The organism is Streptomyces sp. A18 (assembly GCF_059026065.1).
In genome coordinates, this window is the sequence record NZ_JBWLKL010000003.1 from 103,971 (window position 1) to 117,554 (window position 13,584).

At 70.2% G+C, this 13,584-nt stretch carries 12 protein-coding genes; 9 read left to right on the plus strand and 3 right to left on the minus strand.

Going from position 1 to position 13,584, the window contains the following annotated elements; translation table 11 throughout:
- Positions 1 to 100: 100 nt before the first annotated feature.
- Complete coding sequence (locus AC5P1C_RS06130) at positions 101 to 589, minus strand: GNAT family N-acetyltransferase (RefSeq protein WP_493864624.1); 489 nt, start codon at positions 587 to 589, stop codon at positions 101 to 103.
- A 63-nt stretch (positions 590 to 652) separates the two neighbouring features.
- On the opposite strand from AC5P1C_RS06130, the gene AC5P1C_RS06135 reads away from it, so the two are divergent.
- The 3 genes from AC5P1C_RS06135 to AC5P1C_RS06145 all read left to right on the plus strand — a co-directional run bounded on the left by AC5P1C_RS06135 (position 653) and on the right by AC5P1C_RS06145 (position 5,555).
- Positions 653 to 1,588, plus strand: a complete 936-nt coding sequence (locus tag AC5P1C_RS06135) for a TIGR01777 family oxidoreductase (RefSeq protein ID WP_493864625.1) — start codon at positions 653 to 655, stop codon at positions 1,586 to 1,588.
- 239 nt (positions 1,589 to 1,827) lie between these two features.
- A complete protein-coding gene (locus AC5P1C_RS06140; RefSeq protein ID WP_493864626.1) occupies positions 1,828 to 3,168 on the plus strand; it encodes an NAD(P)/FAD-dependent oxidoreductase in 1,341 nt (446 codons plus the stop codon).
- 218 nt (positions 3,169 to 3,386) lie between these two features.
- The gene (locus tag AC5P1C_RS06145; protein WP_493864627.1) at positions 3,387 to 5,555 is read left to right on the plus strand and encodes a family 20 glycosylhydrolase; all 2,169 of its coding nucleotides are present in this window, start codon (positions 3,387 to 3,389) and stop codon (positions 5,553 to 5,555) included.
- Between the two features lie 91 nt (positions 5,556 to 5,646).
- Here AC5P1C_RS06145 and AC5P1C_RS06150 read toward each other — a convergent pair whose 3' ends face one another.
- Positions 5,647 to 7,092: an NsdA family TPR-like regulatory protein gene (locus tag AC5P1C_RS06150; protein WP_493864628.1), complete on the minus strand. Its 1,446-nt coding sequence runs from the start codon at positions 7,090 to 7,092 to the stop codon at positions 5,647 to 5,649.
- 232 nt (positions 7,093 to 7,324) lie between these two features.
- Between AC5P1C_RS06150 and lipB the strand changes: the two genes are divergently transcribed.
- From lipB to AC5P1C_RS06170, 4 genes are all read left to right on the plus strand, one after another.
- On the plus strand, positions 7,325 to 8,170 hold the full coding sequence (gene lipB / locus AC5P1C_RS06155; RefSeq protein ID WP_493864629.1) for a lipoyl(octanoyl) transferase LipB: 846 nt from the start codon (positions 7,325 to 7,327) through the stop codon (positions 8,168 to 8,170).
- A 117-nt stretch (positions 8,171 to 8,287) separates the two neighbouring features.
- On the plus strand, positions 8,288 to 9,253 hold the full coding sequence (locus AC5P1C_RS06160) for a lipoyl synthase (protein ID WP_493864630.1): 966 nt from the start codon (positions 8,288 to 8,290) through the stop codon (positions 9,251 to 9,253).
- A gap of 248 nt (positions 9,254 to 9,501) precedes the next feature.
- Positions 9,502 to 9,705: an SCO2195 family GlnR-regulated protein gene (locus AC5P1C_RS06165; RefSeq protein ID WP_160504648.1), complete on the plus strand. Its 204-nt coding sequence runs from the start codon at positions 9,502 to 9,504 to the stop codon at positions 9,703 to 9,705.
- A gap of 30 nt (positions 9,706 to 9,735) precedes the next feature.
- Positions 9,736 to 10,437: a DUF4191 domain-containing protein gene (locus tag AC5P1C_RS06170; RefSeq protein ID WP_493864631.1), complete on the plus strand. Its 702-nt coding sequence runs from the start codon at positions 9,736 to 9,738 to the stop codon at positions 10,435 to 10,437.
- Between the two features lie 115 nt (positions 10,438 to 10,552).
- Here the strand turns inward: AC5P1C_RS06170 and AC5P1C_RS06175 are convergent, their stop codons facing one another.
- Positions 10,553 to 11,020 (minus strand): RDD family protein, encoded by a 468-nt coding sequence (locus tag AC5P1C_RS06175; protein WP_493864632.1) that lies wholly within the window; start codon positions 11,018 to 11,020, stop codon positions 10,553 to 10,555.
- Positions 11,021 to 11,238: 218 nt separating this feature from the next.
- On the opposite strand from AC5P1C_RS06175, the gene glnA reads away from it, so the two are divergent.
- Positions 11,239 to 12,648 (plus strand): type I glutamate--ammonia ligase, encoded by a 1,410-nt coding sequence (gene glnA / locus AC5P1C_RS06180; protein WP_363208338.1) that lies wholly within the window; start codon positions 11,239 to 11,241, stop codon positions 12,646 to 12,648.
- A gap of 164 nt (positions 12,649 to 12,812) precedes the next feature.
- Positions 12,813 to 13,580: an alpha/beta hydrolase family protein gene (locus tag AC5P1C_RS06185; protein ID WP_493864633.1), complete on the plus strand. Its 768-nt coding sequence runs from the start codon at positions 12,813 to 12,815 to the stop codon at positions 13,578 to 13,580.
- Positions 13,581 to 13,584 lie beyond the last annotated feature (4 nt).

Genomic DNA, 13,584 nt, shown 5'->3' on the forward strand with positions numbered 1-13,584 from the left:
CCCACGCTCCTACGCGCGCGTGCCCGCCGCACGCCGGGCCGGTCCGTCGGGTGCCGACGGCCGGGAGACGGTCACGGCAGACCCCCGGGTGCCCGGGAGGTCAGAGCACGCGCCCCATCAGTACGTCGTCCACGTACACGCCGTCGAGGAAGAACTCACCCGGCAGCACCCCCTCGACCACGAAGCCCTCGGAGGCGTAGAGCGTCCGGGCCGGAGTGTTGTGACCGAGCACCCGCAGCGTGACGCGCCGCGCGCCCTGGCGCCGCGCCTCGTCCACCGCGGCCCTGACAAGGCGGCGCCCCACTCCCCTGCCGCGCGCCTCGTCCGCGACGGCGAAACCCAGGATCTGGCGGACGTGGGCGTTGGCGATGAGGGAGGTGGGGAAGCCGAGCCGCAGGTAGCCGACCACCACGCCGTGCCGCTCGGCGACCAAGTGGTCGCGGGGGCCGAAGCGTTCGCTGAAGAACGGCGGGTACGGGGGCTGCGGGGCCGGTTGTACCGCGTGCAGCGTGGACCAGGTGACGCGGTCGAGGCGTCCGAGGGTCTCTTCGTCTTCGGGCAGAGCTGTACGTATGTGCGTGTCCGGCATGGGCGTCACTGTACGACGGACGACGCGCGCCTCTCGGCGGGTTTCCGGGGCAGGATGGGCGTCATGGAGTCCACCGAGTCCGAGCAGTCAGCCCTCTCAGCGCGGCGGTCCCGTATCGCCGTGGCCGGTGCGTCCGGCCTCATCGGAACGGCGCTGACGCGCGCCCTCACCGACGACGGTCACGAGGTGGTGCGTCTCGTGCGCCGGGCACCTCGTACGAAGTACGAGGTGCGGTGGGACCCCAAGACGAGGTACGTCGACACGGCGGGGCTCGCGGGCTGCGACGCGCTCGTCAATCTGGCGGGGGCCGGGATCGGCGACCACCGCTGGACCGCCGCCTACAAGCGGGAGATCCGCGACAGCAGGGTGCTCGGCACATCGGCGCTCGCCGAGGCCGCTGCCGCGCTGGACGAGCCGCCCCGCGTGTTCCTGTGCGCGAGCGCGATCGGCTACTACGGAGACACCGGTCAACGCGCGGTGGACGAGAGCGCCCCCGCCGGAGAGGGCTTCCTGCCCTCCCTGTGCGTGGAGTGGGAGGGCGCGGCGGCTGCGGCGCACGAAGCGGGCATCCGAACGGTCCACGCACGCAACGGCCTGGTGGTGGCGCGCGAGGGCGGGGCCTGGGGGCGGATGTTCCCGCTGTTCAAGGCGGGGCTCGGGGGGCGCCTCGGCGACGGACGGCAGTACTGGAGCTACATCTCGCTGCACGACGAGGTGGCCGCGTTGCGGCATCTGCTCGACACGGAGACGCTGTCGGGGCCCGTCAATCTGACGGCGCCCGATCCGCTCACCAACCGTGAGGTGACGGCCGCGATGGGGCGAGTCCTGCACCGGCCCACGCTCTTCACGGCACCGAAGCCCGCGCTGCGCGTCGTGCTCGGCGAGATGGCCGGTGACGTGCTCGGCAGTCAGCGGGTCCTGCCGACGCGGCTCCTGGAGTCGGGGTTCTCGTTCGCGTTCCCGGGCATCGAGGAGACGATCCGCGCGGCGCTCCGGTAGACGATCCAGCGGTGACGGGCGGCGTCGAGCGCGGACGTGAAGAAGACGAGCGGTGACGGACCCTCCGATCGACTTCTTCGCGTCTGCGCTCGCCGTGCGACCGGCGTGCGACCGTGCTCGGTCGATGCGCGACTGCCGCTGAACCTTTCGGCTCCTACCCTCGTGCGGAACTCGGTGATTCCGGAGCCCTGTTGAGGGCATGACGTCCCCAGCAGCCGCGCAACCTCGGGGAGGGGCACGTGCTAGAGCCTGCGCACCATGCGGATGTCGTCATCGTGGGAGCGGGGGTCGCGGGACTGTCGGCCGCCCACCAGCTGACCAGTGCCGGTGTAACGACCGTAGTCCTGGAGGCCGCCCCTTACGTCGGCGGGCGCATGTCCACGGAGAAGGTCGACGGGTTCCGGCTCGACCGGATCGGGCAGCTGCTCACCACGTCCTATCCCGAGCTGCGCCACACGCCGGGTCTCGACGCACTCGTCCTGCGGCCCTTCGTACCCAGTGTCCTGGTGCACAGCGACGGCCGGCACCACCGCGCCGTCGAGCCCAGGAGCCCCCGGCGCGCAATGGGCGCACTCACCGCAGCGCGCGCCCTCGCAAGCGCCCCCCGGGGCTCACGCGCAGTACGAGCAGCACCTCGCGCCACCCCGCTCGGCGGCGCGCTGGACCAGGCACGCCTGGGCGCGGCACTCGCCAGGATCGCGGCGACACCCCCGGAGCGCCTGCTCTCCCGCCCCGAACTCCCCGCGGCACAGGCGCTCTTCGACCGCGGCCTGCCCGCGCGCACCGTCAACGGCTTCCTGCGCCCGCTCCTCTCGGCGCTCCTGTGCGACCCGGACCTGACGACGTCGAGCCGGTGCGCCGACCTCGCCCTGCACTCCTTCGCGAGCGGCCGTCTGTGCCTGCCGGAGGGCGGTGCCGAGGTGCTGCCCGAGCTCCTCGCGGGCGCCCTGCCGCCGGGGACGGTGCACACCGGCGTACGCGTGACGGCCGTCTCCACGACCTCCGTCACGACCGCGGACCACGGCGAAGTGAGCTGCCGCGCCGTCCTGTTGGCCACCGACGCCCGCGCCGCCGCGGAACTGCTGCCCGGCCTGCGCGTGCCCGCCTTCCACCAGGTGACGGTGCTGCACCACGCGGCCCCCGAGCCGCCGCTCGCCGAGCCCGCCCTGCTGCTCGACGCCGACCGCTCGGGGCCGGTCGCGCACACGGCCGTGGTCAGCCGCGTCGACCCGTCGCGCGCGCCCGCGGGCCGGGCACTCATCTCGTCGACGGTCCTCGGCCCGCCGCCGGACGAGCGCGCCGTCCTCGCCCATCTCTCCGAGCTCTACGGCACGTCGACCGCCCGCTGGGAATCCCTCGCCGTCCACCACACCCGCGACGCGGTGCCCGCGATGCCGCCCCCGCACGATCTGCGCCGCCCGGTACGGCTGCTCTCCGGGCTCTACGTGTGCGGGGACCACCGGGACACCAGCACGGTGCAGGGAGCGCTGCACTCGGGCCACCGCGCCGCGCGGGCCGCGCTCGCGGACTTCGGCGTGGACCCGGTGTACGGGACGGGTCAACTGCCGATGGCGGCCTGAGCCGTCCCAGGGCCCCCGACCCATCCGACCTCTGCGTCACCATTACCGGCCCTCTTCATGCGGCCCACCAAACCTCACACACCCCTGCAACTCCCCTTGCCACACAGGCAGCCCGCAGCTACGGTCCCACCGGATCGCCAAGCTGCGGGAGGCCTCACGTGCGTCGCACCACGCCGGTGATATCGCTCATCCTCGGCCTAGTCATAGGAGGTCTGTCTTTGCCGACAGTCACAGCCACCGCCAGCACCCCAGCCAGAGCCGCCCCAGATGCCGCGGCCGCGACAGAGACGGAAGTCCCCTCCGTCGTCCCCCGCCCCACCGACTGGACCACCCTCGACGGCCGCACGACACTCACCGAGCGCACCCGCATCCTGATCGACCCACGCGCCGGCTCCACCACCGCGCTCCCCTCGGGCCGCGGCGAATTCCCTGGCCCCGCACACCAGTCCGTACGCAAGCTCGCCACCCAGCTCCGTGCGGAGATCAAGCAGATCACCGGCATCACGCCCCGGATCGCCCCCGACACGGGCCGCCCCGCAGCCGGCGACATCACGCTCGGCCTCACCGCCAAGGGGAGCCTCGGAGCCGAGGGCTACGGCTTCGACAGCGCGGGCCCCATCCGTATCGAAGCCGCATCCACCCACGGCCTCTACTACGGCACCCGCACCCTCCTCCAGCTCCTGCGCTCCACGGCCGACGACCACCGCGCGGTCCCCCGCGCCCGCTCCACCGACCGCCCCGCACAGGCGATCCGCATGGTCCACCTCGACGCGGGCCGCAAGTACTGGAAGATCCCCTACCTGGAGAACCTGATCCGCAGGATGGGCGACCAGAAGCTCAACACCCTCTTCCTGCACCTCTCCGAGTCCGAGGGCTTCCGCCTCTACAGCCCCAAGTTCCCGGGCCTCGCGGACCCCGACCACAGCTACAGCCGCGCCGACATCGAGCACCTGAAGGCCTTCGCGGCCCGCCACCACGTCCAGTTGATGCCCGGCCTCGAACTCCCCGGCCACGCCACCGTGATCAGTGAGGCCTTCGGCATCGGCTTCGGCTCGGGCGCCGGCGCGTGCACGGGCGCGCACACGCACTCGCACCTCACGCCCGACTGGATCATCGACATGACCAGCGACAAGGCGATCGCGAAGTCGAAGGAGATCGTCGACGAGTTCGCGGGCTGGTTCGACGCGCCGCTGTTCTCGATCGGCGCGGAGGAGGTCCCCGGACAGCTCGCACAGTGCCCGCGCGTGAAGAACCACCTGGCGAGCGCGCCCGACGTGTCCACGCTCGGCGACCTCCTCAACCGCTACATCAACACCCTTGACGACGTGGTCACTTCGCACGGCAAGCGCACGGCCGTATACAACGGCTCCGAGCACCTCACCGCGCCCCAGCAGAAGGTCCACGCCCCCGTCGTCTTCCTCACCTGGGAGGGCACGGGCGCCGAGCCGGAGATCCCCGGGCACGACGAGATCGCCATCGGCCCGTTCTACGACACCCCGAACAACTACCACCACCTGTATCCGGACGAGCCCTGGATGTACGACAGCTGGGCGCCGAACACCGACCCCGACATGCTCGGCTCCGGCGTCACCAACTGGGCCGACTACAACTTCTGGGCCGACGACGGCTACTTCGAGCAGCACATGGCGGGCGCCCGCGCGATCCTCGCCGACCGCGCCTGGAACAAGTCCGCGACGCCGGACACGCTCGCCGACTTCCGGGCCCGTGCCGCCCGCATCGGCGACCCGCCGGGCACGACGCCCGCGCCGGTGCCGCCACGGGTGGAAGGACGCCCGAGCCACCACTGGACGTTCGACGACGCCAAATACCCCAAGGGCTGGACCTACGCGGGAAGTCCCGGCAACACGATCTTCGCCGAGGATGTCGCGGGCGGCCTGCCCGGCACCTCGTACATCATCAACAACCCCACACCGGTGGAGGGCGTGAGCGGCCAGGCCTGGCGCTTCGACTCCGACCGGGACGGCGTCGGCTTCGGCGGCCTCGACGTCGCCGAGCCGTGGACCGTGTCGGTGCAGGTCCGCCCGACGGCCAGGACCGGGGACCAGGTGCTTCTCAGTTCCAAGGCGGGCGCCCTGAAGCTGATGCAGCACGGCACCGGGAAGGTCGGCTTCACGCGGTACGGCACGGCCGACCACAGCTTCGACCACACGCTGCCGCTCGACCGCTGGACGCGGCTCACGTGGGTGACGTCGCCGGGCCACACCACTCTGTACGCCGACGGGAAGCGGGTCGGGTCCATCGAGGCGTCGATCCCCCTGCCCCTGCGTTCCATCGGCACGGAGAAGGCGAGCCTGCGGGGCGACCTCGACGAACTCACCACGTGGGACGAGGCGTTGTCTCCCGAGGAGGTCGCGCGCCTGGACTGAGCCACGTACCGGGCCACCTACTGAGCGGTGTACTGAGCCGCGTAAGGGGCGGGGCTGCGCAGCTCCGCCCCTTACACAGCGCCCTCTGGCATCACCCCAGCGCGGCGACTCGGTCCCTGTAACCCCGCACCGCCGCCGCGTCGCGGTACGGCTCGAGCCGCCGCTCGAAGTCGCGTACGTACTCGACCGCACGCACCGACCGCATCTCACCCGCGGCCTGCGCCGCCTCGGCGCCCAGCTGGCAGGCCTGCTCCAACTCGCCGAGGCCCAGGCGCGACGAGGCGAGCACCACGCGGCAGAACAGGCGGCTGCGGGCGTATCCGGGGGCGCGCAGCTGGAGCGAGCGCTCCGCATGCTGGGCAGCCACGCGGTACTGCTGGAGGTCCCGGTGACAGTGCCCGAACTCGTCCGCCAGCTGCGCCTCGTCGAAGAACCGCGCCCAGTAGGGGACTTCGTCGCCCGGCCGCGCCGTCTCCAGGGCACGCTCGGCCCGCACCATCGACGCCGTGCACGCCCGCACCTCGCCGAGCACACCGTGCCCGCGCGCCTCGACCGAGTGCAGCAGTGCCTGTACGACGGGCGGCGCCGATGACCCGACGCCCTGTTGTGCCACCCGCGCCAGCTGCACGGCCTCTCTGCCGTGCCCGAGGTAGACGGCCTGGCGGCTCATCGTGACCAGGACGTACGAGCCGTACGCGCGGTCGCCCGCCGCCTGCGAGAGCCGCAGCGCCTGGACGTAGTAGCGCTGGGCGAGGCCGTGCGCCGCGATGTCGTACGAGGTCCAGCCCGCGAGCCGGGTGAGGTCGGCGGCGGCAGCGAAGAGCCGCCGCCCGGCCTGCTCGCCGTACGAGCCCCGCAGCATCGGCTCCGCCTCGTGCTCCAGATAGCGCACGAGCGCCTGCCGGGCGTGCCCGCCGCCGTACGCGTGGTCGAGCGCCCGGAAGAGTTCGCCGACGGAACGCAGGGCGGAGATGTCGCCGCTGGTCACCCTCGCCCCGACGCCACGCTCGGGCTCCTTGCGCTGACGCGGTATGGCGGGCCTGCCCTGTGTGGGTACGCGGGCGCCGCTCGACGCGTAGTCGCCGCGGCTCACCCGGTCGTCGGCGCGGCCGATCAGCCAGTCTCTGCTCGGGACGACGAGGCCCGCCGGGGTGAACGCGATCTTCCGCAGTTCGGCATGGCTCCCGGAGTCCTTGCGCCAGAGCCCGCCGACGATGTCGATCGCCTCTTCGGGGCTCGCCGCGAACTCGAGCCCGGCGTACACCGGCGCGCATGCGTCGAGCCCGAGGTCCTGCGCGGAGAGGCGGCGGCCTAACCGCCGGGTGAAGACCTCGGCGATGAGGGCGGGGGTGGTGCCGCGCGGCTGCTGCCCGCGCAGCCAGCGGGTCACCGATGTCTTGTCGTACCGCAGATCCAGACCGTGCTCGAGGCCCAGCTGATCGACGCGGCGCGCGAGCCCCGCATTGGAGAAGCCGGCTTCTGAGATGAGCGCGGCTAGCTGGCGGTTGGGCGTGCGCTGCGGAGGTCGTTCCGTCATCAGCTGTGCGGTCTCCTGCCTTTCGGGCGTTGCGTTGAGCAGCCCTTATGGCTCTGTGAACGGCGTGAATGTAGCGGCCCCCACCGCCCTCATCGCGACCTTCGACCCGCATTCATCCGATCGTGTGAGGATTGACCGGACGACTGACGAGAATCCGCTGCCCGTACAGTGGCTGGGGGCGCGATATATGCACGGTGCAGGTTCTGGTGCAGGTTCTAGGGAGGCACTTGCCGTGAGTGAGTTTCAGTTCGTCCGTCTTGGCTTCGGCCCGGATTCGGTCGAGTACCAGGAGGCCTGGGACGAGCAGCGCCGCGTGCACGCCGCCCGCTTCGCCGACGAGCTGCCGGACACGTGTCTGCTGCTCGAGCACCTGCCGGTCTACACCGCGGGCCGTCGCACCGCGGACAGCGAGCGCCCGCTGGACGGCACCCCCGTCGTCGACGTGGACCGCGGCGGCAAGATCACCTGGCACGGTCCTGGGCAGCTCGTGGGCTATCCCATCCAGAAGCTGCCGCGCCCGGTGGACGTCGTAGCACATGTGCGCCGTCTGGAAGAGGCACTTATCCGTACGTGTGCGGAGTTCGGCCTGGAGACGTCTCGCGTCGAGGGCCGCAGCGGCGTATGGGTCCTCGGCGACCCACGTCAAGCAACAGAGGAGCGTCCGGCCCTCGGCGGGCTGACCCTGGACCTCGATCCGCGGACGCAGGACGACGAGTTCGACGCCCGGTTCAACGGCCCGGAGTACGCCCCGTCCAACGCGGGCCAGCGCCGCGAGGACCGCAAGATCGCGGCCATCGGCATCCGCGTCGCCAAGGGCGTGACGATGCACGGCTTCGCGCTGAACGTGAACCCGGACAACACCTGGTTCGACAAGATCATCCCGTGCGGCATCCGCGACGCGGGCGTGACGTCACTCTCGTACGAACTGGGCCGCGAGGTCACGATCGCCGACGTCCTGCCCGTCGCCGAGAAGCACCTCCGGGACATCCTGGAGAACGCGGAACTCAGGCCGCGGGAAGTGGAAAAACCGGCCGGGAAGACGGTTGAGCGCCCGGAAGCCGAGAAGGCGACCGCCTAGGCAAAGCGGGCTCCGGGGAATGCACCCCGTCGGCCAGAGGTTGGCCGGAGGCAAGCCCAACGACATCACGGGCGTACCCTGGTGTGCGCCGAAGAATCGAAGCTACAGGGAGCCGATGTGTCCGCAGTCGCACCCGACGGACGCAAGATGCTGCGCCTGGAGGTCCGGAACGCCCAGACCCCCATCGAGCGCAAGCCCGAGTGGATCAAGACCCGGGCGAAAATGGGCCCCGAGTACACGAAGATGCAGAACCTCGTGAAGAGCGAGGGCCTGCACACGGTCTGCCAGGAGGCGGGCTGTCCCAACATCTACGAGTGCTGGGAAGACCGCGAGGCCACCTTCCTCATCGGCGGTGACCAGTGCACCCGGCGCTGTGACTTCTGCCAGATCGACACGGGCAAGCCGCAGGCCCTCGACCGCGACGAGCCCCGCCGCGTGGGCGAGTCCGTCGTCACGATGGACCTGAACTACGCCACGATCACCGGCGTCGCCCGCGACGACCTGGAGGACGGCGGCGCCTGGCTGTACGCGGAGACCGTGCGCCAGATCCACGCGATGACGGCGGAGCGCGCCGAGGGCAAGACCAAGGTCGAGCTGCTCATCCCCGACTTCAACGCGGACCCCGACCAGCTGGCCGAGGTCTTCTCCTCGCGCCCCGAGGTCCTCGGGCACAACGTGGAGACGGTGCCGCGCATCTTCAAGCGGATCCGCCCCGGCTTCCGTTTCGAGCGCTCGCTCGAGGTCATCACCCGCGCCCGCGAGGCCGGTCTGGTCACCAAGTCGAACCTCATCCTCGGCATGGGCGAGGAGCGTGAGGAGATCAGCGAGGCGCTGCACGCGCTGCACGACGCGGGCTGCGAGCTGATCACGATCACGCAGTACCTGCGCCCGACGCCGCGCCACCACCCCGTGGAGCGCTGGGCCAAGCCGCAGGAGTTCGTGGAGCTGAAGGAGGAGGCCGAGGAGATCGGCTTCTCCGGCGTCATGTCCGGCCCGCTGGTCCGCTCCTCGTACCGCGCGGGGCGCCTCTACCAGATGGCGATCGAGAAGCGCGGGTCGTACGTCGCCTCGCAGGCGGTCTGATCCTCCGGTCGCGAGGCAGCTGTGTGAATCGGCGCACAAGAGACTACTGACGAGTACTGGCCGAGATGACGCGGCCCGTACGGTCCCCGCAGGTGAGGGGACCGTACGGGCCGCGTCAGTCTTTTGCGGCTCGGCGTCAAGGCTTCATCCGTGTTTGACCGGTCGGTCACGCCCTGGTAACACCAATCAGTGACCCTGGAATCACCCCACGTACAGCCCTACCCATAGCCGCTCAGGAGGGCCCCACCATGCAGGCCGCGCCCGTACGCGCCACCGCCATCCCGTCCGTCACCGACGCACTGCGCGCCGTCGAGTCGCTTCTCATGAGCAGCGGCCAGCGCACCGCTCGCCGCAACGCCTGGACGTCCGTGCTCGACGACCGGCGTCGCGCCAAGGACCGGGCCGAGGCGCTGCGCGTGCTCGAAGAGGCGATGACAACCCGCACGTCGTAGTCACCTCCAGGGACACGTAGACTTCACGACATGGCGAGGAAGGAAACCGCGGCGGACGCCGCGAACCCCGGGCGACTCAAGCAGATCGCTCAGACCTACAAGATGACCCGCAGGGCCGATCCGCGGATCGGTCTCATCATCGCGGCTGTGGGAATCGTCACCTTTGGTGTCTTCCTCGCGATCGGCTTCTTGATCGGTCACCCGATCTATCTCGGCATTCTCGGCTTTGTGCTCGCCTTCCTCGCGATGGCGATCGTCTTCGGGCGCAGGGCTGAGCGTGCGGCCTTCGGGCAGATGGAGGGCCAGCCCGGTGCGGCGGCCGCGGTGCTCGACAAGATCGGCCGCGGCTGGACGACGACTCCGGCGGTGGCGATGAACCGCAGCCAGGACGTCGTGCACCGCACGGTCGGCAAGGCGGGCATCGTGCTCGTCGCCGAGGGCAACCCGAACCGCGTGAAGAGCCTGCTGGCCGCCGAGAAGAAGCGGATGGCCCGCGTCGTCTCGGACGTCCCGGTCCACGACGTCATCGTCGGCACCGGCGAGGGCCAGGTCCCGCTGAAGAAGCTGCGTACGACGCTTCTGAAGCTGCCCCGCGTCCTCCAGGGCCCGCAGGTCACGGCGACGAACGACCGGCTGCGCGCGATGGGGGATCTCATGAGCAATATGCCGCTGCCGAAGGGGCCCATGCCGAAGGGCATGCGGATGCCTCGCGGTGGCCCGAATATGCGCTAGCTCGCCGCCTCTCCCCGTCTCTACGTCGACGAAGGCCCCGGAACCGATCGGTTCCGGGGCCTTCGTTCGTTCGTGTTTGGTGCGAGCTCAGAGTCCGTTCGTGTTTGGTGCGAGCTCAGATGCGCACCTGGACGGCGCGGGCGAGGCGGTCGTGCAGGCCGCGGCCGTCGCGGTCCCAGATCAGGGCGGGTACGGCGACGCAGAGGAGCACGCTGCGGATGAGGACCCGGACGAAGCCGAGCCGGCCGCCGCCCTCGGCGATGACGCGCAGCCTGAAGAGGGTCTTGCCGGGGGTGCAGCCGAGCGTGCCGACCGTCAGGACGGTCATGACGAAGAAGATGCCGAGCGCCCAGTTGCCCATCGCCTGCTGGTCACCGCGAGCGAACAGGCCGTATGCGATGAGCATGCACAGGGCCCAGTCCACGACGACGGCGCCCATGCGCCGTCCGGGCCGCGCGATCGAGCCCGGCCCTTCCTCGGGCAGCCCGAGCTGTTCGCCCCGGTAGCCGAAGTCGACGCCCGCGTCCTCTGCCGCCGCACGAGGGCCGGAGAGCCACGATCCGATTGCTTGCCTGTTGTCCACCCGTCCACGGTACTGCGCCCGATTTCGTACGAGGACGGGCGGGGTAGGGCGAATGACACCCGGTGCGAACCCGGCTCGGTTAACTTCGGCGAAACAAATGGGTCATGCTTGAGAAATCCCCCGTCCCTATGGTCGGGTCCCAGCGTGTGCCACCGCACTGGCCGCACAACGAGCTGCAACCCCGTCCCCGCCTGGGGGTCGGGAGTAGGAGGAGTTGGATGTTCCAGAACGCCGACGACGCAAAGAAGTTCATCGCGGACGAGGACGTGAAGTTCGTAGATGTCCGGTTCTGCGACCTGCCCGGAGTGATGCAGCACTTCACGATCCCGGCAGCGGCGTTCGACCCGAACGAGGAGCTGGCGTTCGACGGATCGTCGATCCGCGGCTTCCAGGCCATCCACGAGTCCGACATGGCGCTGCGCGCGGACCTGTCGACCGCCCGGGTCGATCCCTTCCGCCGCGACAAGACCATCAACATCAACTTCTTCATCCACGACCCGATCACGGGCGAGCAGTACAGCCGTGACCCGCGCAACATCGCCAAGAAGGCCGAGGCCTACCTCGCCTCGACCGGCATCGCGGACACCGCGTACTTCGGCCCCGAGGCCGAGTTCTACGTCTTCGACAACGTCCGCTTCCAGACGTCGGCGAACGAGAGCTTCTACCACATCGACTCCGAGGCAGGCGCCTGGAACACCGGTGCGGTCGAGAACAACCGCGGCTACAAGGTCCGTTACAAGGGCGGCTACTTCCCCGCCCCGCCGGTCGACCACTTCGCGGACCTCCGCGCGGAGATCTCCCTGGAGCTGGACAAGAACGGCCTCCAGGTCGAGCGCCAGCACCACGAGGTCGGCACGGCAGGACAGGCGGAGATCAACTACAAGTTCAACACGCTGCTCGCCGCGGCCGACGACCTGATGCTCTTCAAGTACATCGTGAAGAACGTCGCCTGGCGCAACCAGAAGACCGCGACCTTCATGCCGAAGCCGATCTTCGGTGACAACGGCTCGGGCATGCACGTCCACCAGTCGCTGTGGGCCAACGGCGACCCGCTGTTCTACGACGAGCAGGGCTACGCGGGCCTCTCGGACACCGCCCGCTACTACATCGGCGGCATCCTCAAGCACGCCCCGTCGCTGCTCGCCTTCACGAACCCGACGGTGAACTCCTACCACCGCCTGGTTCCGGGCTTCGAGGCCCCGGTCAACATGGTCTACTCCCAGCGCAACCGCTCGGCGGCCATGCGTATCCCGATCACGGGCTCGAACCCGAAGGCCAAGCGCGTCGAGTTCCGCGCGCCGGACCCGTCCTCGAACCCGTACCTGGCGTTCTCGGCGCTCCTGATGGCCGGCCTGGACGGCGTGAAGAACAAGATCGAGCCGCCGGAGCCGATCGACAAGGACCTCTACGAGCTGGCCCCCGAGGAGCACGCGGGCGTCGCCCAGGTCCCGACCTCCCTCCCGGCCGTCCTCGACGCCCTCGAGGCGGACCACGAGTACCTCCTGGCCGGCGGTGTCTTCACCCCCGACCTGATCGAGACGTGGATCGACTACAAGCGCACGAACGAGATCGCCCCGATCCAGCTGCGTCCGCACCCGCACGAGTTCGAGCTGTACTTCGACATCTAGAACGGCCGGGGCCGGGTGAGCCCTACGCCACGTCAGCATGGACAGTGGGCCGTCTCCCTGAACGGGGAGGCGGCCCGCTGTTCTGTCTGGTCGGTCGTTCTCGCGCTGACACCGGCTAGTGTCACTCCCGTCTCCCTCCCCCCCTGCCTAGGTGAGCACCCCACATGAGCGAAAAAGTGAAGTTCCCGAGCGTCGTCGGCCCCCAACTGGCCGGAGTGATCGACCTGCCGGAGGGCGAGGTCCGCGGCTGGGGGCTTCTCGCGCATGGATTCACCCTGGGAAAGGATTCGCCGGCTGCCTCGCGCGTCAGCAAGCAGTTGGCACGCGAGGGCATCGGCATGCTGCGCTTCGACAATCTCGGGATCGGGGACTCCGAGGGCGACTGGGGGGACGGTTCCTTCACCGTCAAGGTGCAGGACACTGTCCGGGCCGCGGCCTTCATGGCGGAGCGGGGGACTCCGGTGGATCTGCTGGTGGGGCACTCGTGGGGAGGCGCCGCCGCGATCGCCGCCGCGGGCGAGATCGTCGGGCTCCGCGCGCTGGCCACGATCGCGGCGCCCGTCGATCCCAGTCACGTCGAGCGGCAGTACGACTCGGTCCTGGATCGCGTCCTCAGTGACGGGGCACACGAGTGGTTCGTCGGCGGCAGGACATTGGTTCTCAAGCGCGCCTTCGTCGAGGACGTGCGCCGGGCTCACCTGCGCGACCGGATCGGCGAGGTGGACCTTCCGCTCCTCGTGGCGCATTCGCCCACCGACGCCACCGTCGACATCTCCAATGCCGCGGAGATCTTCCAGGAGGCACGGCACCCGCGCAGCTTCATCTCGCTCGAAGGCGCGGACCATCTGTTGACCGCGCGAGGGCAGGCGCAGCGGGCCGCTCACATCATCAGCGCCTGGGCCGACCAGTACCTCGACGAGCCACGGCCCTGAGAGG

What these genes read in the sequence shown, in the direction of transcription:
- AC5P1C_RS06130 (WP_493864624.1), bottom strand. Translation starts at nt 589, where the DNA reads ATGCCGGACACGCACATACGTACAGCTCTGCCCGAAGACGAAGAGACC.
- AC5P1C_RS06135 (WP_493864625.1), top strand. Translation starts at nt 653, where the DNA reads ATGGAGTCCACCGAGTCCGAGCAGTCAGCCCTCTCAGCGCGGCGGTCC.
- AC5P1C_RS06150 (WP_493864628.1), bottom strand. Translation starts at nt 7,092, where the DNA reads ATGACGGAACGACCTCCGCAGCGCACGCCCAACCGCCAGCTAGCCGCG.
- AC5P1C_RS06165 (WP_160504648.1), top strand. Translation starts at nt 9,502, where the DNA reads ATGCAGGCCGCGCCCGTACGCGCCACCGCCATCCCGTCCGTCACCGAC.
- AC5P1C_RS06170 (WP_493864631.1), top strand. Translation starts at nt 9,736, where the DNA reads ATGGCGAGGAAGGAAACCGCGGCGGACGCCGCGAACCCCGGGCGACTC.
- glnA (WP_363208338.1), top strand. Translation starts at nt 11,239, where the DNA reads ATGTTCCAGAACGCCGACGACGCAAAGAAGTTCATCGCGGACGAGGAC.
- AC5P1C_RS06185 (WP_493864633.1), top strand. Translation starts at nt 12,813, where the DNA reads ATGAGCGAAAAAGTGAAGTTCCCGAGCGTCGTCGGCCCCCAACTGGCC.